Genomic DNA, 22,488 nt, shown 5'->3' on the forward strand with positions numbered 1-22,488 from the left:
GATTACAGGTCGATCAGGCTTTTGCCCGTCATTTCCGCAGGCAGCGGCACATTCATCAATTGCAGCAGCGTGGGAGCGACATCGGCAAGGATACCGTCATGCAGCTTCGCGCCTTCAGGTCCGCCGAACAGGATCACCGGCACCGGATTGGTGGTGTGCGCGGTGTGCGGGCCACCAGTTACCGGGTCAACCATGGTTTCACAATTACCGTGGTCGGCAATCACCAGCATGGCGCCGCCAACCTTTTCCAGAGCGGCAACGACTGCGGCGAGCCCCCGGTCCACGGCTTCGCAAGCCTTGATCGCGGCTTGCAGATCGCCGGTATGGCCCACCATGTCGGGATTGGCGTAATTGGTGACGATGAGATCGTAACCCTTGCCGATCGCCTCGACGAATTTCTCCGTCACCTCAGGCGCGCTCATTTCCGGCTGCAGATCGTAGGTCGCAACCTTGGGAGACTTCGGCATGAAGCGGTCTTCGCCCACTTCAGGTTCTTCCTTGCCACCATTCAGGAAGAAAGTGACATGCGGATATTTTTCCGTCTCGGCCAGTCGGAACTGCCGCAGACCCTGCTTGGCAACCCACGCGCCCAACGTATTTTCGATATCGCGCTTAGGGTAAGCCGTCGTCATGAAGGTCGCATGTTTGGTGGAATATTCCACCATGCCAAGCAGCGCCGAAAGCACTGGCTTTTCACGGACAAACCCGTCGAAATCATCCGCACCGATGGCAAGCAGGATTTCACGAGCGCGGTCGGCACGGAAATTCAGGCAGAAGAGACCGTCGCCCGATTTGAAGCCTTCGTAACCATCGATGACCGTTGGCAGGATGAATTCGTCCGTAACATCATTTTTGTAGCTTGCGGCAACGGCGCTCACCGCGTCCGGCGCATGTTCGCCCCGGCCGAGAACCATGGCGTCATAGGCCTTTTCAACACGCTCCCAGCGATTATCGCGGTCCATCGCATAATAACGGCCGATCACCGTGCCAATGCTGGCGCCTTGCGGCAGGCTTGCCGCAAATGCGGCGACGAAGCCTTCCGCGGACTGCGGCGCGACATCGCGACCATCGGTGATGGCGTGCACGACGACCTTCAAACCCAGATCGGTCAGCAGCTTCACCGCCGCCCGACCGTGGACGATGTGGCCGTGAACGCCGCCATCGGAAACGACGCACATCACATGCGCCACGCCGCCCGCAGCCTTCACCTTGGCGGCGAAATCGAGCATCGCAGCGTTCCTGAAAAAGCTGCCGTCTTCGATAGCCAGATCGATCTGGCCAAGATCCATGGCGACGATGCGACCGGCGCCGATATTGGTGTGTCCAACTTCCGAATTGCCCATTTGCCCGGTGGGCAGGCCGACATTCGGGCCGAAGGTGGTCAGCCGCGCATTCGGGCAGGTGGCGAAAAGCCGATCCATGGTGGGCGTGTTTGCCAGTACCGGCGCATTGCTGGACGTGTCCTCGCTCAGTCCCCAGCCATCGAGAATAGTCAGGACAACGGGTTTGGGAGTGCTCATGAAAGGACCTTCTTCTTCATTCGGTTGCCGATGAACAGCGAAGCGCTGGGCACCGGAGCGCCCCCGTCCGCCACTATGATCATGATGAGAAAACACGCTTCTCGTTCTTTCTCTTCTATACTCGAAGATCGCGAACGCAAGCCTATACCGACACCGAAACAGTTCCGTGAAGCTGAAGTGCTTCACGGAAGAAAATCCTTTTCGAACGAAGCTCAGCCGTCGATGAAGATCAGCGCCGGCTTTTCCAGCAGCGCCTTGATAGCCTGAATGAAGACGGCGGCATCCCAGCCGTCGACGACCCGGTGATCGAAACTGGAGGAGAGGTTCATCATCTTGCGCGGCACGAAACCGCTGCCATCCCAGACCGGTCGCGTCACGATCTTGTTCACGCCGATGATCGCCACCTCCGGGTGATTGATGATGGGCGTCGAAACGATACCGCCAAGGGGGCCAAGCGAGCTGATGGTGATGGTGGACCCCGTCAACTCGTCCCGTTGCGCGGCGCCGGTGCGCGCCGCCTCGGCCACGCGCACAACTTCAGCAGCACACTCCCAAAGGCCGAGCGCTTCCGTGTGGCGAACGACCGGGACCATCAGCCCCGTAGGTGTCTGCGTGGCTATGCCGATATGCACCGCTTCGTAGTGACTGACGACCCCTTTTTCGTCATCGAAGGTGGCATTCATGCCGGGATGATCGGCGACCGTTTTCACAAGTGCGCGCATCAGGAACGGCAGGATCGTCAGTTTCGGCTGTCCTGACCGGCGGTTGCCATTCATGGTCGTGCGCAAATCCTCCAGATCGGTCACGTCGATTTCCTCGACATAGGTGATGTGGGGAATGCGGGAGACGGACAGCGTCATCTTCTCGGCGATCTTGCGCCTCAGCCCTGTCACCTTCACCTCTTCGACAGCGCTATCGCGGGAAGCTATCGGCGCAGCGGGCCGCTCAGATTGCGACCGTGCGGTCAGAAATGTATCGAGATCGGCGTGGGTGATATGCCCGTCCGGCCCTGTTCCCCTCACTTGTCCGAGATCGATATCGAGATCGTCGGCGCGCTGGCGAACGGCTGGCGACGCCAGAGGTTTATGGTGTTCCACCTCAGGGGAAGGCGGCGCATCCTGTATTTCGCGGGCGGGCTGGATTTCAGCCGCTGGCGGCTCTTCCGTCATGTCGGATGGCGCTTCCGGCTCGGTCACATCCGCGGGGGCAGCAGCAACAGCGGAGGCATTGGTTTCGATGCGCACCAGCGGCGCCTTAACCGCCACCGTATCACCCACCTCCGCTGCCAACCATGTGACGACGCCCGCAACCGGCGATGGGATTTCAACCGTCGCCTTGTCGGTCATCACAGCGGCCAGCACCATATCCTCGTGCACGGGATCGCCGGGTTTGACATTCCATTCCACCAGTTCGGCTTCCGCAACACCTTCGCCGACATCAGGCATAGTGATAACAAATTCCGCCATCTTCAGGCCTCCATGACTTCGACGAGAGCGCGCCCGACGCGGGCCGGCCCCGGAAAATAATCCCACTCCTGCGCGTGGGGATAAGGCGTATCCCAACCAGCCACACGGACGACCGGTGCTTCCAGATGATAGAAGCAGTGTTCCTGCACCAGCGACACGACTTCCGCGCCGAAGCCTGACGTGAGCGTTGCCTCATGCACCATGACGCAGCGGCCGGTCTTGGCAACGGACTTCACGATGGTGTCCAGATCGAGTGGCAAAAGGCTGCGCAGATCGATGATCTCGGCATCCACGCCCGTTTCTTCCGCTGCGGCGAGCGCAACATGCACCATGGTGCCGTAAGCGATGACAGTGACATCCTGCCCGGCGCGGCGGATTTCGGCCTTGCCGATCGGAATGGTGTAATGCCCTTCCGGCACCTCGCCCATCTCGTGCTTCGACCATGGCGTTACCGGCCGGTCGTGATGGCCGTCGAAGGGACCGTTATAAAGCCGCTTCGGCTCCAGAAACATCACCGGATCCGGGTCTTCGATCGAGGCGATCAGCAACCCCTTGGCGTCGTAAGGATTGGAGGGAACCACCACCTTTAGCCCGCAGACATGGGTAAAAAGCGCCTCCGGGCTCTGACTATGCGTCTGCCCGCCAAAAATGCCGCCGCCGGTCGGCATGCGCAGGACTATGGGGCAGGTGAAATCGCCATTGGAGCGATAACGAATGCGCGCCGCTTCCTGGGTGATCTGGTCATAGGCCGGGTACATGTAATCCGCGAACTGGATTTCGACGCAGGGGCGCAGGCCATAAGCGGCCATGCCGATGGCCGTGCCGACAATACCGGATTCGCTGATCGGCGCGTCGAAACAGCGGGTCTTGCCATATTTGCCCTGCAAGCCCTGCGTCGCACGAAACACGCCGCCGAAATAGCCCACATCCTCACCGAAAACCACCACATCGTCGCTGCGCTCCATGGACACATCCATGGCGCTGCGGACGGCTTCGATCATCGTCATTCTTGTCATGTCTCACCACCCTGCCTTCTGGCGCTGGCGGGCGAGATGCGGCGGCATCTCGGCGTAAACGCCCTCGAAAATATCCTTCTTTGGCGGCTTGCGGCCCTCATGCAGCGTACCGTGGCTTTCCGCCTCACGCTGCGCCTCAAGCACCTCGTCGGCAATTTCCGCTTCCGCCTGCCGGTGCCGGTCCTCCGACCAGACGCCGCGCAGGATGAGATGTTTCTTCAACCGCAGAACCGGGTCACCCAGTGGCCATGCCTCGGACTCGGTCTTGGGGCGATAGGCGCTCGGATCGTCGGAAGTGGAATGCGCACCGACACGGTAGGTCACATATTCGATCAGCGTCGGTCCGAGATTGCGCCGCGCCCGCTCCACCGCCCAGCGTGCCACGGCATAAACAGCGAGATAATCGTTGCCATCGACCCGGAGCGCCGGAATGCCGAAGCCCAGGCCTCTGGCCGCAAAGGTGCCGGAACCGCCGCGCGCGATACCCTGAAAGGTGGAAATGGCCCATTGGTTGTTGACGATGTTGAGGATGACCGGCGCCTTGTAGGTGGAGGCGAAGACGAGCGCCGAGTGGAAATCCGATTCCGCCGTTGAGCCGTCACCGATCCATGCTGCCGCGATCTTCGTATCGCCCTTGATGGCAGATGCCATCGCCCAGCCGACCGCCTGTACATATTGCGTGGCAAGATTGCCCGACACGGTGAAGAAGCCATGCTCCTTCGAGGAGTAAAGAACCGGCAATTGCCGCCCATGCAGCGGGTCCAGTTCGTTGGAATAGATCTGGTTCATCATGGTGACGAGCGGGTAATCGTCGGCGATCAGCAGACCCGCCTGCCGGTAGGTCGGGAAATTCATGTCGCCTTTGGAGAGCGCCTTGCGGAAGGCGCAACTGACCGCTTCCTCACCCAGATGCTGCATGTAAAAGGAGGTCTTGCCCTGCCGCTGTGCCATCAGCATGCGGGCATCGAAAGCCCGCAGCCGCATCATGTTCTTCAGGCCGACGAGCAAATCCTCATCCGAAAGCAGCCCGGCCCACGGGCCGACAGCCTCACCCTGATGATTGAGGACGCGGATGATGGAATAGGCCAGATCGCGCATGTCTTCAGGTGCTGCGTCCACCTCCGGGCGCGGCACGGAGCCGGCCTTGGGTATCTTCACATTGGAGAAATCCGGCTGGTCGCCTGGCCGCACCGCTGGTTCGGGAACATGCAGGCTGAGATGCGTGGTTTCGGTAATATCCATTCTACTCCTCCCATCGCCATCTCCTCCAGACGACGAAACAATTTTCAGAGGTTTCGCGCGATGACCATGCGCTGGACATCGCTGGTTCCCTCGTAAATCTGGCAAATGCGTACATCGCGATAGATCCGCTCCACCGGATAATCTGCCATGTAGCCATAACCGCCGTGAATCTGGATGGCGTCCGAGCAGACACGCTCTGCCATTTCCGAGGCAAAAAGCTTGGCCATCGAGGCCTCCGAAAGGCAGGGCTCGCCCGCTTCCTTCAGCGCCGCCGCATGCAGCACCAGTTGCCGCGCCGCCGTTATGCGCGTTGCCATATCCGCAAGCCTGAACGCCACGGCCTGATGCTCGATGATTGCTTGCCCGAAGGCCTTGCGCTCGCGGGCATAATCCCGCGCCGCCTCGAAAGCCGCCTGCGCCATGCCAACCGCCTGTGCGGCAATGCCGATACGACCGCCTTCCAGATTGGCGAGCGCGATGCGATACCCCTGCCCCTCTTCACCGAGCCGCAATTCGGCTGGGACCGCCATGTCGGTAAAGGCAATCTGGCAGGTATCCGAAGAATGCAGACCGAGTTTTTCCTCGATCCTGATTACCTCGTAACCGGGCGTATCTGTCGGCACGATGAAGGCCGTGATACCTTTTTTGCCGGCAGCCGGATCGGTGATGGCAAAAACGATGATGACATCGCCGTTCTTGCCCGACGTGATGAACTGTTTTGCGCCGTCGATGATATAGCGGTCGCCATCGCGCCGCGCTTTTGTCTTCAGATTGGAGGCGTCGGAACCGGCCTGCGGTTCGGTCAGCGCAAAACCGCCGATCCATTCGCCGGAGGCGAGCTTGGGGAGGAAGCGCTGCTTCTGCTCTGCCGTGCCGAATTTCAGGATCGGCACGCAGCCAACCGAATTGTGGACGCTCATGATGGTGGAACAGGCGCCGTCACCGGCAGCGATTTCCTCCAGCGCCAGGGCGTAGGCGACAGCACCGGTTTCCGACCCGCCATAGTCCTCCGAGACCAGCATGCCGAGAAAGCCGAGTTCACCCATTTCTTTCAGCTCGTCTTTCGGGAACCGGCTTTCCCGGTCGCGCGCGGAAGCGCCGGGGGTGAGCCGCTCGCGGGCGAAATCGCGGGCCATGTCCCTGATCTGTTGCTGGGCTTCGTTCAGGATCATCTCCGCCTCCCTTCAGTGCCGCTCGACCGCAAGCGCAGTCGCCTCGCCGCCGCCGATGCAGACGGCGGCAACGCCGCGTTTCAGTCCGTGACGCTGCAAAGCGGCCAGCAACGTGACGACGATGCGTGCACCGGAAGCCCCGATGGGATGGCCGAGCGCGCAGGCGCCGCCATGCACATTCACCTTCTCATGTGGCAGATCGAGATCACGCATGGCCGCCATCACCACAACCGCGAAGGCCTCGTTGATTTCGAACAGATCGACATCCTTCGCCGACCAGCCGGTTTTTTCGAACAGCTTTGTCATCGCGCCGATGGGAGCCGTCGGATATCTGGCGGGTGCATCCGCATGGGAGGCCTGACCGATTATGGTCGCCAGCGGTGAAAGGCCTCGTCTTTCCGCTTCGGAACGGCGCGTGAGAACGAGAGCGGCTGCACCATCCGAGATGGAACTGGAATTCGCCGCCGTCACCGTTCCGCCGTCGCGAAAGGCGGGCTTCAGCTGCGGTATCTTTTCCGGCTTTGCCTTCCCCGGCAACTCGTCCACGCCATCATCGCCAACAGGCGCGATTTCCGCTTCGAACGCACCTTCCTCTATGGCGCGTCGTGCCCGTTCCAGTGAGGCGAGCGCAAAATCATCCTGCATCGCGCGAGTGAATTGATACTCTTGCGCGCAATCTTCAGCGAAAGTCCCCATCAGCCTGCCCTTGTCATAGGCGTCTTCGAGACCGTCGAGAAACATGTGGTCGGTGAGCTTGCCGTGGCCAAGACGATAGCCGTTGCGGGCGCGGTCCAGCAGATAGGGGGCGTTGCTCATGCTTTCCATGCCACCTGCAAGCACGATGGAAGAGCTTCCCGCCGCAAGCTGGTCATGTGCCAGCATGATCGCTTTCATGCCCGAGCCACACATCTTGTTGATTGTTGTTGCGCCAACCGAGTTGGGAATGGCGGCGGCAATCGCTGCCTGTCTGGCAGGAGCCTGTCCCTGCCCGGCTGAGAGCACGCAGCCCATCAGCACATCGTCAATGTCAGCGGAAGAAATTGCAGCCCGTTCGACGGCCGCGCGGATTGCCGCCGCCCCAAGATCGGACGCCGCCACCGATTTGAATTCGCCCTGGAACCCACCCATAGCAGTACGGGCGGCCCCGACGATAACGACAGGGTCATGCACAGCCAAATTCACCTCCCTTGGCCATCCTCCCACCGAGAGAACGACCGTCATCGCTATCTCCTCCAGACCGCGACTGACGTGAACGCTATCACTATCTCGAATTCATTTCAAAGCTATTTTGATTGACAGTTTTTTGATTGGCGATATCTTTGATCCAACAATTAGTCATATCATAGAGCAAATGATCCATGATTGAGCTCGACAGTTTCGACCAGAAGATTCTCCATGTGCTTGGCGATGACGGGCGTGTGAGCTGGCGCGATCTGGCGGCCCGGATCGGGCTTTCCTTCACGCCGACACTGCGCCGCGTGCGCAAGCTGGAAGAAGAAGGTATCATTCGCGGTTATACCGCCGTGTTCGATGAGAACCGGCTGCTCGGCAATATGGGCGTCTTCATTTCCGTCACGCTGGAACGGCAGATCAAGGAAGCGCTGACGACGTTCGAGCACCATGTCGCCTCCATTCCGGAAGTGGTGGGCGGCTACCAGACGAGCGGCAGTTCCGACTATCTCATTCATGCCATGGTGCGGGATCTACCGCATTATCAGCAGCTTCTGGATTTCCTGACCACGGTTCCCGGTGTGTCGCGCATCCAGTCCAATTTCGCCATCAAGACATTCGTGCGCCGTTCCGCCGCCTTCACCGGAGGTGACGCGCCATAAATGAGAGTTGCCAGCACGGAGGAGGTGCCGGCCGCTGACGAGAGGGACGGAGATAAACGGCCGTCCGGAGGAGGAGACGCGATGAGTTTGAACCTCGCCGCCATTTTCGATGCCGATCTCGGCCCGGAAATCGCAGCATTGCGCGACAGCGCAAGAGCATTCGCCGACGATGAAATAGCGCCGCTCGCCGCAGAAATTGATCGCAACGATCAGTTTCCGCGCCAGCTCTGGCCGCGGATGGGTGAACTCGGTCTGCACGGCATTACCGTTTCGGAGGAATTCGGCGGTGCTGACATGGGCTATCTCGCTCATTGCGTGGCGATGGAGGAGATAAGCCGCGCTTCCGCGTCCATCGGCCTGTCCTATGGCGCCCATTCCAACCTCTGCATCAACCAGATTCATCGCTGGGGAACGGAAGAGCAGAAGCGGCGATATCTGCCCAAGCTGGTGTCGGGCGAGCATGTCGGTTCGCTCGCCATGAGCGAGACGGAGGCCGGCTCGGATGTCGTCTCGATGCGGCTGAAGGCGGAACGTAAGGGCGACGTCTATGTGCTGAACGGCACAAAGATGTGGATCACCAACGGCCACGAGGCAGACACGCTGGTTGTATACGCCAAGACGGACATGTCCGCCGGTGCGCGTGGCATCACGGCCTTTCTGATCGAAAAAGGCTTCAAGGGTTTTCGCCCCGCACAAAAACTCGACAAGCTTGGCATGCGCGGCTCACCCACCTCCGAACTGGTGTTTACGGATTGCGAGGTACCGGAGGAAAACATCCTCGGGCGTTTGAACGACGGCGTGACGGTATTGATGAGCGGGCTTGATTACGAACGCGCCGTTCTGGCTGCCGGCCCTGTTGGTATCATGCAGGCGGCTATCGATCTGGTGCTGCCCTATGCGCGCGAGCGCAAGCAATTCGGCAAGCCGATCGGCGAATTCCAGCTGGTGCAGGGAAAGCTTGCCGATATCTATTCGGCCATGAACGCCTCCCGCGCCTATGTCTATGCCGTGGCGCGCGCCTGCGACAATGGCCGCATCACAAGGCAGGATGCGGCAGGTGCGATCCTGTTTGCCGCCGAGCGGGCGACGCGAGTTGCACTGGATGCGATCCAGCTTCTCGGCGGTTCCGGCTATGTCAATGAAAGCCCGGCGGGTCGCTTGCTTCGGGACGCCAAGCTTTATGAAATCGGCGCGGGCACCAGCGAAATCCGCCGGATGCTGATCGGCCGCGAACTGGTCAAAGGCAATGGGTGAGGAATGCGATGAAGCTTACATCCAGTCTGAACCGCGATCCTACCTTTTCCGCCAACGTCACCTTCATGTCGGGCCTGGTGGATGACCTGCGGCAGCATGTCGAAAAAATCTCCAAGGGCGGCGGCGACAAGGCGCGCGAACGGCATCTGTCACGCGGCAAATTGCTTGCGCGCGACCGGATAGAGGCACTGCTCGATCCCGGCAGTCCGTTTCTCGAATTCTCGCAATTCGCAGCATACGAGGTCTACGACGAACCCGTTCCGGCCGCCGGCATCGTCACCGGCATCGGCCGGGTCGCAGGCCGTGAATGCGTCATCGTGGCCAATGACGCGACGGTGAAAGGCGGCACCTATTATCCGCTGACGGTCAAGAAACATCTGCGCGCGCAAGAGATCGCTGCCGACAACCACCTGCCCTGCATTTATCTGGTGGATTCCGGCGGTGCGAACCTTCCCAATCAGGACGAGGTTTTTCCCGACCGCGATCATTTCGGCCGCATATTCTACAATCAGGCCAATATGTCGGCGGCAGGCATCGCCCAGATCGCAGTAGTGATGGGAAGCTGTACGGCTGGCGGGGCCTATGTACCTGCTATGAGCGACCAGTCCGTGATCGTCAAAAATCAGGGCACGATCTTCCTCGGCGGCCCGCCGCTGGTGAAGGCCGCAACGGGCGAAGTGGTGAGCGCGGAAGAACTGGGCGGCGCGGATGTGCATTCGCGGCAATCCGGCGTGACTGATCACTATGCCCACGATGACCGCCACGCGCTTTCGCTGACCCGAAGGATCGTCTCCACCCTCAATCGCCGCAAACGCGTGGAGCTGGATATTCGCGAACCCGCAGAACCGCTTTATCCATCGGAGGAGCTTTACGGCATCGTGCCCACCGATACGCGCAAGCCTTTCGAGGTGCGCGAGATCATCGCGCGTCTGGTGGATGGTTCCGAATTCGACGAGTTCAAGGCGCTTTATGGCACGACGCTTGTGTGCGGTTTCGCCCATATCCACGGTTATCCCGTCGGCATCGTCGCCAATAACGGCATTCTGTTTTCGGAATCGGCGCTGAAGGGCGCGCATTTCATCGAACTCTGCTGCCAGCGCGGCATTCCGCTGGTTTTCTTGCAGAACATAACCGGCTTCATGGTCGGCAAGGCCTATGAGGCTGATGGTATCGCGAAGGATGGCGCCAAGCTCGTTACGGCCGTTGCATCGGCTAAAGTGCCGAAATTCACCGTCATTATCGGCGGCTCCTTCGGTGCGGGCAATTACGGCATGTGCGGGCGCGCCTATTCGCCGCGCTTTTTGTGGATGTGGCCTAATGCCCGCATTTCCGTCATGGGCGGCGAGCAGGCGGCATCCGTTCTGGCGCAAATCCGGCGCGACGGTATCGAGGCGGATGGCCGCCACTGGTCCAAGGAGGGCGAGGAGGCGTTCAAACAGCCGATCCGGGAAAAATACGAGCGGGAAGGTCACCCCTATTATGCCAGTGCAAGGCTGTGGGACGATGGCATCATCGACCCGAAGGACACCCGCCTCGTGCTCGGCCTTGGCCTGTCGGCCGCGCTGAACGCGCCGATTGAACCCACCCGTTTTGGCATATTCAGGATGTGAGGCGACAATGTTCTCAAAAATACTGATCGCCAACCGCGGCGAAATCGCCTGCCGGATCATCCGCACCGCCCGCAAGATGGGCATCCGCACCGTCGCGGTCTATTCGGATGCCGACCGCGACGCCATGCATGTGGCGCTGGCCGACGAGGCCATTGCGATCGGTCCTGCACCTGCCCGCTCGTCGTATCTCGATGCTGAAAAGATCATCGCCGCCGCACAGGCAAGCGGCGCGCAAGCCATTCATCCCGGTTACGGTTTTCTCTCGGAGAATGCCGGTTTCGCCGAAGCCTGCGCCTCTGCCGGCATCATTTTCATCGGCCCGACACCCGATGCCATCCGCGCCATGGGCGGAAAAAGCGAGGCGAAGGCGCTTATGGCGCAGGCGGGCGTTCCCGTGGTGCCCGGCTATCACGGCGAGGATCAGGCCGACGAAAAGCTTGCCGGCGAGGCAGAAGCCATCGGCTATCCGGTTTTACTCAAGGCTTCAGCTGGCGGCGGTGGCAAGGGCATGCGCGTTGTCCGTGAAAAGCGTGAATTTGCGGCAGAGCTTGCCGGCGCAAAACGCGAAGCGCTCGCCGCCTTCGGCAATGACCGTATGCTGATCGAGAAATATCTGGAACGGCCGCGACATGTGGAGGTGCAGGTCTTTGCCGATGGCCATGGCAATTGTCTTTCGCTTTTCGAGCGCGATTGCTCGATCCAGCGCCGGCACCAGAAAGTCATAGAGGAGGCCCCTGCCCCCGGCCTGCCCGATACGCTCAGGCAACGCATGTACAACGCGGCGGTCGCCGCCGCCCGCGCCATCGACTATCGCGGGGCTGGAACGGTGGAGTTCCTGCTCGACCCGTCCGGCGCGTTCTATTTCATGGAAATGAACACGAGGCTTCAGGTCGAGCATCCGGTCACGGAATATATTACCGGGCTCGATCTGGTCGAATGGCAGATCCGTGTTGCGAATGGAGAGGCGCTGCCGGACGACTGGGGCAATCTGCGCATCAACGGCCATGCCATCGAGGCACGGATTTACGCCGAAGACCCGGCGCATGATTTTCTGCCGTCAATCGGCACGGTCAGCCACCTCGCCTTTCCGGAAGAAGGACCTCACCTTAGGATAGATAGCGGCATACGCACCGGCGACGCCATCAGCGTGCACTATGATCCGATGATCGCCAAGCTGATCGTCTGGGACTACGACCGTCCGTCTGCCGTGCGACGTCTGCGTCTTGCACTCGAAAAACTGGCTATTTGCGGCGTCACCAGCAATGCCGCCTTTTTAACACGGCTTGCGGGGCTGGATGCTTTCTCCGCCGCCGAACTCGATACCGGCTTCATAGCCCGCAACGAAGCGGCGCTTTTTGCCCCCGGAGCCACGAGCGAGAACGAAATAGCTTTGGCCACGCTCGGCCTGCTTCTCTCACGCCGGAACGGGGCCAAGCCGCAGGCCGATCCTTATAGCCCTTGGAACAATACGAACTCTTTCCGCCTCAATGCGCCAGCGAGGGAAACCCTGCGTTTCGTCCTGGATCAACGGCCGGTCGATGTCGCCGTTACACATGAGCAAGATGGTTTTTCACTGGAGATCGGCACGCGGGCTATCCGCGCACATGGCAGCATCTCACAAGACGGCACACTGCGGGCTACCGTCGATGGCAGGCAAAGACAGTGCCGTTTCTTTGCCAGCGATAACGGCCACGCGCTTTTTCTGGATGGCGAGCACTATCACATCAGCCAGCCCGACCCCGTCGATGTAGCGGATACCTCCACCCATACCGGCGGTCTGGAAGCCCCGATGCCCGGCGTCATCCGCGCCATTCTAAGCCAGCAGGGCGCAGCGGTTGAGGCCGGTGACGCGCTTGTGGTTATGGAAGCGATGAAAATGGAGCACACTATCCGTGCGCCAGCAAAAGGCACCGTCACCGCCATCAACTGCGCCGAAGGTAATATGGTCGAAGCCGGCGCCATGCTGGTGGATTTCGAACCGGAGGGCGCATGAGATGGCCTTGCCCAAAACCGTCAAGATCGTCGAGGTCGGCGCACGTGATGGCCTGCAAAACGAAACTGCTGAGGTTCCCACCGCCATCAAGATCAGGTTGATCGAGCGGCTGGCTGCGGCCGGATTGGCGGCGGTGGAGGCAGGAGCCTTCGTTTCGCCAAAAAAAGTTCCGCAAATGGCAGGGTCGAAGGAGGTGCTTCTAGGCCTCAAACGACATCCTAATACCGGCTATCCGGCGCTCGTTCCCAATATCAAGGGTTTCGAGGCCGCCGTTGAAGCCGGTGTGACGGAGATAGCCGTTTTCGTGTCCGCATCCGAAGGCTTCAGCCAGCACAATATCGCCTGTTCGCGCGCCGAAAGCCTCGAGCGCCTGCGCGATGTTTCGGAGGCAGCGGCCAGCCGTAACATCCGCATGCGCGGCTATGTCTCCTGCATCGCCGGTTGCCCCTATGACGGCGCAGTCGCACCCGAAGATGTGGCGGCGATGGCCGAAGCGCTTGTCGCCATGGGATGCTACGAAATCTCGCTCGGCGATACGATTGGTGTCGGCACTGCCGGGCAAATCCGCAAGCTCATCCAACATGTATCGACCCGCATCCCGCGCGAAAAACTCGCCATGCATTTCCACGACACCTATGGGCAGGGCGTCGCCAATGTGCTGGCTTCGCTTGAGGAAGGTATTTGTGTGTTCGACAGCTCCGTGGCCGGGCTCGGCGGTTGCCCCTTTGCGCCGGGCGCAAGCGGCAATGTCGCCACCGAAGACGTTGTTTATCTGCTGCACGGGCTTGGCATCCAAACCGGCATCGACCTGATGGCGGTGGCGAGAACGGGAGACTGGATAAGTCGCCATCTCGGCAGGGCAAATGCTGCACGCGCAGGTAAAGCACTGCTTGCCGTAAAGATGGAGGATAATGCACATGGTGGGTGAGCTGTTGAGCGAGAAGCGCAAGGACGTTCTGTGGCTGACGCTTAACCGGCCGGACGTCCACAACGCCATGAACGCCGCGATGACGGACGCCTTGACGCATGCGGTCCGGACGGCCTCCAGCGACGGCGACCTGCGTGCGGTTGTGATAACGGCGGCGGGCGACCGTAGCTTCTGCTCAGGGGCCGATCTGAAGGAAAGCGCTGGTGGCATGTTCCTCTCGCGAGACGGAACGAACCCCATCGCCAATGTGATGCGCGCTATCGAGACCTGCAACAAAATCGTCATCGCCCGCGTCAATGGCCGGGTGCTGGCGGGTGGGCTAGGCCTTATCGCGGCCTGCGATCTCGCTTATGCCGCCGATCATGCTGAGTTCGGCCTGCCGGAAGTTCGCGTCGGGCTTTTCCCGGCCATGGTGGCGGCGAAACTTCTGGCCAAAATACCGCTGAGCCGCCTCCACGAAATGGCCTATCTGGGGCAACCGGTCACCGCCGCAGAGGCCGAAGGCATCGGCCTCATCAACCGCACGGCGCCACGTGCCGAACTCGATGGCGTGATCGAGGGAGTACTCGCCCGCTTGCGGCAGAACGCGCCGGGCGCAGTCGCCGCCGGAAAGGCAGCGCTGCTGACGATGCGCGACATGCCGGCCAGTGAACGGCTCGCCTTTGCCGAAAGCGTCATCGCGAAGATCAGCAGCAGCGAGGAGGCGCGCGAAGGCAGAGACGCCTTCGCTGGAAAACGCCCGCCGCTCTGGGCTGGCGGGTCCTGAACCACCGCTCAAGGTCTTAATCGATATAATGCCCACAGCCGCGTTGACCCCGTTCGGCAAATCGAGTTCTATCCACCACCTTTCGCCGGAGGGCGATCGGGGAGCCGGAGGAGAACCTATGCGCCTTGTAAAAACCGTCGCCGAGTTGCGCGGTCTGACCGCCACGTTTCGTCGCGATGGCAAGACCGTCGGCTTCGTGCCGACGATGGGTTTTTTGCATATCGGCCATCTGACGCTGGTTGCCAGGGCGAAGGCGGAGAACGACGTGACGGTGGTCTCGATCTTCGTCAATCCGCTGCAATTCGGAGCCAATGAGGATCTTACCCGTTACCCCCGCGATCTCGCCCGCGATAGCGCGCTGCTGGAAGAGGCAGGTGTCGACATTCTTTTCGCACCCGAGGTTACGGAGATGTATCCGCGCCCGATGCAGACCGTGGTGGATGTGCCGGAACTGGGAAGCCAGTTGGAAGGTGCGGTACGGCCGGGGCATTTTGCCGGGGTTACGACTGTTGTCACCAAGCTTTTTAATCTCGTGCAGCCGGATGCCGCCTATTTCGGAGAAAAGGACTACCAGCAGGTAACGCTGATCCGGCGCATGGTGGACGATCTCGCCCAGCCAGTCCGCGTCGTTCCCGTCGCCACCGTACGTGAGGCGGATGGGCTCGCCTGCTCCTCGCGCAATGTCTACCTGAGCCTTGAAGAGCGTGCCGCCGCCGTAATTGTGCCGCGCGCGCTTGATGAGGCCGAGCGGCTGTATAATGAGGGATGCGACGACCCGGCCGCGTTCGAAGCAGCAATAGAAAAATTCATCGCCAAGGAGAAGCTGGCGTTGCCCGAAGTCGTGGCAGTGCGCGATCCCGACACGCTGGCCCCCGTGGCTTCGCTGCAGGCGCGGCCTGTGCTAGTGGCACTGTTCGTGCGGGTCGGCAGCACCCGCCTTCTCGACAACCGCGTCATCGGACGTGATAAAACAGGCAAACAGGAGGCTGCACGATGAGCACGCACGCGAAACAGAAGCGGCTGACGACAGCCTCCATCCGGCAGATGAAAGGACGCGCGCGCATCGTCTGCCTTACTGCCTATACGACGCCGATTGCCCGCCTGCTCGATCCGCATTGCGACCTGCTGCTGGTTGGCGATTCAGTCGGCATGGTACTTTATGGCATGGACACGACGGTCGGCGTCACCCTGGATATGATGATCGCCCACGGCCGCGCCGTCATGCGTGGTGTGGAACACGCCTGCGTCATCGTCGATCTCCCCTTCGGGACCTATCAGGAATCAAAGGAACAGGCGTTCCGCAACGCCGTGCGGCTGATGCAGGAAACCGGCTGTGATGGCGTGAAGCTGGAAGGCGGTGAGGAAATGGCCGAAACCATCGCCTTTCTCGTGGCGCGCGGCATTCCGGTGTTCGGCCATGTCGGGCTGATGCCGCAGTTGGTCCACACCGCCGGAGGTTTCCGCTCTCTTGGACATTCAGATGCGGAAACGCAGAAAATCTGGCGCGATGCGATTGCGGTCGATCAGGCCGGTGCTTTCGCCATTGTCGTGGAGGGTACCGTGGAGCCGCTTGCGCGCGAATTGACCGAAAAACTCTCCGTCCCGACTGTCGGCATCGGCGCATCACCGGCCTGCGATGGGCAGGTGCTGGTTTCCGACGACATGCTGGGTCTCTTCACCGATTTCAAACCGAAATTCGTCAAACGTTTCGCCGATCTGGGTGCGACCGTTTCACAGGCAGCGGCAGGTTATGCCGAAGAGGTGCGCTCCGGTGCGTTTCCGGGGCCGGAGCACACGTTTCAGGTCCGCAGGCAATCGCCTTCGGCGGAGTGAGGGAACGGCGCAGATGAGTTGGTGAGGTGGTGACATACACCTTCACCTTCGTCACGCTCGGGCTCGTCCCGAGCATCTGCTACCTATCTATTTTGTGAAATGTCGGCAGATCCTCGGCACAAGGCCGAGGGTGACGTCGCGTTTGCGGCAAGGTTTGTAAGTAGGCTCGGCTTCTCCGCCTATCCCCTCAAACCCCAACCCCTAAACAATCCCGCCGCTGCCACCGACCGAAGCCGGGCGTTCCGCCGCAACCCGTTTGCGATAACCACTGGCCCTGTAGGTGGCAACAGGATCGATCGCGCCGCCCGCCAACTGCCTTGCTTTAGCGAGAACCGGCTCGACATCGGTGCGATAGGCCCGTTTCAGCGTATCGGAGGCCATCAACGCATCATTGTCTTGCTGGTAGCCATCCAAAGCCGCGCGATCCACCAGCAGCGCCTGCGCATAGGCGCGGCGGATTTCGTTGGCACTGGAAATCAGGCTTTCGATTGGGTCGGTCACATTGTGCGACTGGTCGATCATATGGGCGGGATGGAAGCCCTTCACGCCACGATGTTCGGCATCTACCAGCTCGTTGAAGACGAGGAACAGGCGGTAAGGCTCGATGGAGCCGGCATCCAGATCGTCATCGCCATATTTCGAATCGTTGAAGTGGAAACCACCGAGCTTGCCGAACTGGATGAGCCGGGAGACGATCATCTCGATATTGGTGTTCGGCGCATGGTGACCGAGATCAACGAGGCAGAACGCCTTTTCACCGAGCGTATTGGCGATGAGGTAATTGGTGCCCCAATCCTGCACGACGGTGGAATAGAAGGCCGGCTCGAACATCTTGTGTTCGGAAAAGATGCGCCAGTCATCCGGCAGCGCCTTGTAGATATCGGCCATGGCCGCGAGATAGCGCTCGAAACTTCTGGTGAAATTGCTCTGGCCGGGGAAGTTGGAACCATCGCCAACCCACACCGTCAGCGCCTTGGAACCGATGGCTTTACCGATCTCGATACACTCGATGTTGTGCTCCACGGCTTGGCCCCGCGTTGCGGCATCGGTGTGGCTGAGCGAACCGTATTTGTAGGAATGGCTCTGATCCGGTGCATCCGAGAAGGTGTTGGAATTCATGGCGTCGAAGCCGAGACCCAGCGTGTCGGCATGGTCCTTCAAACGCTTCGGGTCCTGCTTGTCCCACGGAATATGCAGGGAGACATTCGGGGTCGCCCGTGTCAGCTGGTTGATGACGGCGCAATCATCCAGCTTGTCAAAAATGCCGCGGGGCTCACCTTCGCCCGGAAAGCGGGCGAAACGGGTGCCGCCGGAGCCGACGCCCCAGGATGGAACAGCGACGAAGAATTCCGCGACCTTGGCGGTGACAGCATCGATATCGATGTTGCGGCGCGCGAGCTGGTTGCCCAGCGCATCGTAGTCGTCCTTCAGCGCGGCGGCGCGCTTGTCGTTTTCGGCCGCGATCACATCGGCGGCGATTTTGGTGTCGGTCATCTCTTCCTCCCCGGAATCGGTCCAGTGCATGCTCGATCATCGCCCCCTCCGTCATTCCGGCATTCAGCCGGGATGACGGAGGTGAGACGTGCCGAAATTCCTACCGCGTAAAGCTCTGCGCATTGCCGGCATCGACATTGATGATATTGCCGGTTGATTTGGCCGACGCGTCGGACGCCAGGAAGTAGATCGCTTCGGCGATGTCTTCCGGGAATACATTGAGCTTCAGCATCGAGCGCTTGCGGTAATGTTCCTCCAGATCGGTCACCTCGATCTTCGACGAGGCCGCGCGCTGCTCGCGCCACTCACCGTTCCATATCTTCGAACCGCGCAGAACGGCATCGGGATTGACGGTGTTGACGCGAATGCCGGCTTCCGCCCCTTCCAGAGCAAGGCAACGGGCAAGATGGATTTCCGCCGCCTTGGCCGTGCAATAGGCAGAAGCATTGGGCGAAGAGGCAAGACCGTTTTTAGAGGCGACGAACACCACGTTGCCACCGAGATTTTGACGCCTGAGTAGCCGGAATGCTTCCCGCGACACGAGGAAATAGCCCGTCGCGAGAATATCGATATTCTTGTTCCACATGGCAAGCGTCGTGTCTTCCACCGGTGCAGACGAGGCGATGCCGGCATTGGAGACGAGAATATCCACGCCGCCAAATTCCACGCTCGCTTCCGCAAAGGCGGAAATGACCGCGTCTTCCTGCGTCACATCCAGCTTGACGCTGCGCACCGCATCAGCACTGTAGCGCTTCGCGAAATCGCCCTTGGCCGCTTCCAGCGCCGCCTCGTCAATATCGGCGAGAACAACGCAGGCGCCCTCCGCTGCCAGCCTTTCCGCCGTCGCCCGGCCGATGCCGCCGGCGCCACCGGTGACAAAGGCCACACGTCCGGCAAGGCTTTTCGGCTTCGGCATGCGCTGCAGCTTTGCCTCTTCCAGCAGCCAATATTCGATATCGAAGGCTTCCTGTTCGGGTAGGCCCTGATATTCGGACACGGTGGAAGCGCCGCGCATGACGTTGATGGCGTTGACGTAAAATTCACCGGCCATACGGGCGGTCGCCTTGTCCTTGGCGAAGGACAGCATGCCGACTCCGGGGATCAGGAAAATCACCGGGTTCGGGTCGCGCATATCAGGCGAATTATCATGGCGGCACGCCTCATAATATCTGACGTAGTCGGCGCGGTAGGCCTCTAGCGCCTTGTCGAGAGCGGCTGTCAGCGCATCCACATCGGGATTTGCTGTATCGAGATCGAGGATCAGCGGGCGGATTTTCGTGCGCAGGAAATGATCCGGGCAGGAGGTGCCGAGATTTCCGAGCGGCTTCAGATCCTTCGAATTGACGAACTCCAGAACCGCGTCCTGATCATCGAAATGGCCGAGCTTGCGCTCCTCGCGGCCGATCCGACCACGGATTTCCGGCATCAACCGCGCAGCAATCGCGCGGCGTTCGGCAAGTGGCAGGCTCCTGGCAACGGCACCGCCGAAAATCGTCTTGCCTTCGGTCTTGGCCGCAAACCATTCGATTGCCTTGTTGATGATGGCGAGCGTCAGTTCGTAACATGTTTTGGCGTCGTTATCCCAGGTGAACAGACCGTGGCTTTCCAGCACAACGCCCTTGGCCTCGGGGTTGGCTTTTACGAAAGCCTCGAGATCGAGACCCAGTTGGAAACCGGGACGGCGCCAAGGAAGCCAGCCGATGTCATCGCCAAAGATCTGCTGCGTCAGTTCTTTCGAATTTTTGGAGGCGGCAATCGCGATGATCGCATCCGGATGCATGTGATCGACATGATCAAAAGGCACGAAGCCGTGCAGCGGCGTATCGATGGAGGCGGCGCGTGGGTTGAGGTTGAAAGTGCAATGCGGCAGGAAGCCGACCATGCGGTCCTCATCCTCGACACCCTTGTAAATGCCCTTTAGCGCTTCCAGCTTGTCGAGATAAAGCGTCGCAAAACCATCGAGCTTGATGGTACCGACATCGCCGCCGGACCCTTTAACCCACATGACGCGGACTTTCTCGCCCGTTAGCGGATCGGTTTCGAGCACCTTCGCGGATGTGTTTCCGCCGCCATAATTGGTGATGCGCTTGTCGGCGCCAAGCAGATTGGAGCGATAAAGCAGCTTGCCAGGCTCATCGAGCGTTTTGGCATAGGCATCGTCCCAACGGCTTTCGAGAAGGCGGGATTTTCCCGTCATGTCTTCCTCCCAAGTCAAGTCTGCATTCGCGGGTGCCGAGATCGGTCCGCCTCCGTTGACGGCAGATATCGCGCATACAAAAGCGTAATGTCAATCAAAAACGATCATAAATTTTCATGTTGCAGCGCGATATTGATTAATTTGATCGTTCTTGATTGACAACGTAAAGAGATTGCGAATAATCACAATCAGGAGGACCACATGCACGAACGCGAACGCCATCGCATCATCTTGAGCGCCACACAGGAAAAAGCTGTCGTGACGGTGCAGGATATTGCCGAACTGACGGATGCGTCGGAAGCAACGATCCGCCGGGATATCGCGTCCCTGCATGTTCAGGGAAAGTTGCGACGCGTGCGTGGCGGTGCCGAAGCGGTGCATCCACCGCAGTTGGGTAATCTGGCCGCGCGACCGTTCCGCGTGTCCGAATCGGTCAACATCGACAAGAAACGCGCAATTGCGCGCAAGGCGGTTGATCTCTGTAATGACGGTGATGCGATCATCTTAAATGGCGGCACGACCACATTCCAGATGGTGCACTACATGGCGGCGCGACGGCTGCAGGTGATGACCAATTCCTTCGCGATTGCGGAGCATCTGGTCAAACATTCCAAATGCAATGTCAGCGTGCCGGGTGGCGCAATCTATCGCGATCAAAGCCTTATCCTGTCGCCCTTCGAAAACGATGCCATCCGCAATTTTTACGCAAGGCGAATTTTTCTCGGCGCGCAGGGCATCGGCGCACTCGGCATCATGGAATCGGACGCGCTGGTGATCCAGAGCGAGCAGAAGCTGATGCGGCAGGCGGAAGAGCTGATCGTGATGGTGGATTCCTCGAAATTCAAAAAACGATCCAGCCTGATTTTATGCCCACTCGAAAACGTCTCGACCATCATCACCGATGACGGGATTTCGGATGAGGCAGCGCGGATGGTTGAAAATGCCGGCGTCGAATTGCTGATCGCCGGCGCAGCGGGGGATGGCAAGATAGCCAACCCGCCTGATGAGGAGGATTCCTCTTCGGTCGCTTGAGGAAGCACCGAAGAGAGGAACAGGTTCAAAAACGGGAGGAAAAGGAACATGAAACTTACACGCAGAACATTGACGAGCGTCCTGGCACTTAGCGCGGCGCTCTCCGTCGCGGGCCTTGGCGGCGTTGCCCAAGCAGCCGATGTGAAGATCGCGCTGGTGGTCAAATCACTTGGCAACGGCTTTTTCGAAGCCGCCAACAAGGGCGCGCAGGAGGCTGCAAAAGACCTCGGTGGCGTCGAGATCATCTATACGGGCCCGACCAGCACCACTGCGGAAGGCCAGATCGAGGTCATCAATTCGCTGATCGCGCAGGGCGTGGATGCCATCGCCATTTCCGCCAATGACCCGGACGCCGTAGTTCCGGCGCTGAAAAAGGCGGCGCAGCGCGGCATCAAGGTCATCTCCTGGGATTCCGGCGTGGCACCTGAAGGCCGCATTCTGCAGCTCAACCCCTCGTCCAACGCGCTGATCGGCAAGATGTGCCTGCAGCTTGCCGCATCGCACCTGGAAGGCGGCAAGGGCGATTTCGCCATCCTTTCGGCCACCACCACCTCCACGAACCAGAATATCTGGATCGATGAGATGAAGAAGCAGTTGAAGGACTTCCCCGGCCTTAACCTCGTTACCACCGTTTATGGTGACGACCTTGCCGACAAGAGCTACCGCGAAGCACAGGGCCTGCTTTCCTCCCATCCTGATGTAAAGGTCATCGTCGCACCGACGACGGTTGGCGTTCTTGCGGCCTCTCAGGCCGTGAAGGATGCGGGCAAGATCGGCAAGGTCTTTGTGACGGGCCTTGGCCTGCCCTCGGAGATGGCTGGCGCCATCAAATCAGGCGCAACCAAGGAATTCGCCATCTGGAACCCGATCGACCTCGGTTATTCCGCCACCCAGATTGCCTACCGCCTTGTGAAGGGTGAAGCAGACGGCAAACCGGGCTCGGAAATCGAAGCCGGCCGCATGGGCAAGATCAAGGTTGGCGAAAATAGCGAAGCGGCCATGGCCGATCCCTTCATTTATGACGCCAAGAACATCGATCAGTTCTCGAAGATTTTCTGATCTGAATAATTTCCGGCAGTGCGAAGGCTAACCCCCTTTGTCCTGCCGGACATCTCCCCCTGAAGGGGGGAGAT

The 22,488-nt window shown here is 60.0% G+C and carries 18 protein-coding genes; 10 read left to right on the forward strand and 8 right to left on the reverse strand.

What is annotated here, in order from left to right; genetic code table 11:
* Positions 1-2: 2 nt before the first annotated feature.
* The 6 genes from gpmI to ACQZ6D_RS11015 all read right to left on the reverse strand — a co-directional run bounded on the left by gpmI (position 3) and on the right by ACQZ6D_RS11015 (position 7,637).
* Positions 3-1,520: a 2,3-bisphosphoglycerate-independent phosphoglycerate mutase gene (gene gpmI / locus ACQZ6D_RS10990; protein WP_019564782.1), complete on the reverse strand. Its 1,518-nt coding sequence runs from the start codon at positions 1,518-1,520 to the stop codon at positions 3-5.
* 212 nt (positions 1,521-1,732) lie between these two features.
* Positions 1,733-2,986: a dihydrolipoamide acetyltransferase family protein gene (locus ACQZ6D_RS10995; protein ID WP_019564783.1), complete on the reverse strand. Its 1,254-nt coding sequence runs from the start codon at positions 2,984-2,986 to the stop codon at positions 1,733-1,735.
* 2 nt (positions 2,987-2,988) lie between these two features.
* Positions 2,989-4,002: an alpha-ketoacid dehydrogenase subunit beta gene (locus tag ACQZ6D_RS11000; RefSeq protein ID WP_013761697.1), complete on the reverse strand. Its 1,014-nt coding sequence runs from the start codon at positions 4,000-4,002 to the stop codon at positions 2,989-2,991.
* A 3-nt stretch (positions 4,003-4,005) separates the two neighbouring features.
* Complete coding sequence (locus tag ACQZ6D_RS11005) at positions 4,006-5,244, reverse strand: 3-methyl-2-oxobutanoate dehydrogenase (2-methylpropanoyl-transferring) subunit alpha (protein ID WP_112959504.1); 1,239 nt, start codon at positions 5,242-5,244, stop codon at positions 4,006-4,008.
* Positions 5,245-5,288: 44 nt separating this feature from the next.
* A complete protein-coding gene (locus ACQZ6D_RS11010) occupies positions 5,289-6,416 on the reverse strand; it encodes an acyl-CoA dehydrogenase family protein (RefSeq protein WP_065704306.1) in 1,128 nt (375 codons plus the stop codon).
* A 12-nt stretch (positions 6,417-6,428) separates the two neighbouring features.
* Entirely contained in the window at positions 6,429-7,637 is a 1,209-nt protein-coding gene (locus ACQZ6D_RS11015; RefSeq protein ID WP_111795391.1) for an acetyl-CoA C-acyltransferase, read from the reverse strand.
* A 137-nt stretch (positions 7,638-7,774) separates the two neighbouring features.
* On the opposite strand from ACQZ6D_RS11015, the gene ACQZ6D_RS11020 reads away from it, so the two are divergent.
* From ACQZ6D_RS11020 to panB, 8 genes are all read left to right on the forward strand, one after another.
* The gene (locus ACQZ6D_RS11020) at positions 7,775-8,248 is read left to right on the forward strand and encodes an Lrp/AsnC family transcriptional regulator (protein WP_003500312.1); all 474 of its coding nucleotides are present in this window, start codon (positions 7,775-7,777) and stop codon (positions 8,246-8,248) included.
* Positions 8,249-8,329: 81 nt separating this feature from the next.
* Positions 8,330-9,502: an isovaleryl-CoA dehydrogenase gene (locus ACQZ6D_RS11025; RefSeq protein WP_065659619.1), complete on the forward strand. Its 1,173-nt coding sequence runs from the start codon at positions 8,330-8,332 to the stop codon at positions 9,500-9,502.
* An 8-nt stretch (positions 9,503-9,510) separates the two neighbouring features.
* On the forward strand, positions 9,511-11,112 hold the full coding sequence (locus tag ACQZ6D_RS11030; protein ID WP_111795392.1) for a carboxyl transferase domain-containing protein: 1,602 nt from the start codon (positions 9,511-9,513) through the stop codon (positions 11,110-11,112).
* A gap of 7 nt (positions 11,113-11,119) precedes the next feature.
* Positions 11,120-13,105: an acetyl-CoA carboxylase biotin carboxylase subunit gene (locus tag ACQZ6D_RS11035; RefSeq protein WP_111795393.1), complete on the forward strand. Its 1,986-nt coding sequence runs from the start codon at positions 11,120-11,122 to the stop codon at positions 13,103-13,105.
* Position 13,106: 1 nt separating this feature from the next.
* Complete coding sequence (locus ACQZ6D_RS11040) at positions 13,107-14,033, forward strand: hydroxymethylglutaryl-CoA lyase (RefSeq protein WP_111795394.1); 927 nt, start codon at positions 13,107-13,109, stop codon at positions 14,031-14,033.
* Entirely contained in the window at positions 14,023-14,799 is a 777-nt protein-coding gene (locus ACQZ6D_RS11045) for an enoyl-CoA hydratase-related protein (RefSeq protein ID WP_448729930.1), read from the forward strand. The genes ACQZ6D_RS11040 and ACQZ6D_RS11045 overlap by 11 nt, the downstream gene beginning before the upstream one ends.
* 118 nt (positions 14,800-14,917) lie before the next feature.
* Positions 14,918-15,796: a pantoate--beta-alanine ligase gene (gene panC, locus ACQZ6D_RS11050; protein WP_111795395.1), complete on the forward strand. Its 879-nt coding sequence runs from the start codon at positions 14,918-14,920 to the stop codon at positions 15,794-15,796.
* Complete coding sequence (panB, locus tag ACQZ6D_RS11055; RefSeq protein WP_111795396.1) at positions 15,793-16,632, forward strand: 3-methyl-2-oxobutanoate hydroxymethyltransferase; 840 nt, start codon at positions 15,793-15,795, stop codon at positions 16,630-16,632. The genes panC and panB overlap by 4 nt, the downstream gene beginning before the upstream one ends.
* A gap of 201 nt (positions 16,633-16,833) precedes the next feature.
* Here the strand turns inward: panB and rhaI are convergent, their stop codons facing one another.
* Positions 16,834-18,126, reverse strand: coding sequence for an L-rhamnose catabolism isomerase (gene rhaI / locus ACQZ6D_RS11060; protein ID WP_111795555.1), 1,293 nt, complete (start codon positions 18,124-18,126; stop codon positions 16,834-16,836).
* Between the two features lie 100 nt (positions 18,127-18,226).
* Complete coding sequence (locus tag ACQZ6D_RS11065) at positions 18,227-20,323, reverse strand: bifunctional rhamnulose-1-phosphate aldolase/short-chain dehydrogenase (RefSeq protein WP_448729931.1); 2,097 nt, start codon at positions 20,321-20,323, stop codon at positions 18,227-18,229.
* A gap of 201 nt (positions 20,324-20,524) precedes the next feature.
* Here ACQZ6D_RS11065 and ACQZ6D_RS11070 point away from each other — a divergent pair, with 201 nt between their 5' ends.
* Together ACQZ6D_RS11070 and rhaS are read left to right on the forward strand one after the other, a co-directional pair.
* Complete coding sequence (locus ACQZ6D_RS11070) at positions 20,525-21,355, forward strand: DeoR/GlpR family DNA-binding transcription regulator (protein ID WP_003511198.1); 831 nt, start codon at positions 20,525-20,527, stop codon at positions 21,353-21,355.
* Positions 21,356-21,403: 48 nt separating this feature from the next.
* Positions 21,404-22,414: a rhamnose ABC transporter substrate-binding protein gene (rhaS, locus tag ACQZ6D_RS11075; RefSeq protein ID WP_003511200.1), complete on the forward strand. Its 1,011-nt coding sequence runs from the start codon at positions 21,404-21,406 to the stop codon at positions 22,412-22,414.
* The last annotated feature ends 74 nt before the right edge of the window (positions 22,415-22,488 follow it).

It is taken from the genome of Agrobacterium sp. 22-3639C2, assembly GCF_053522105.1.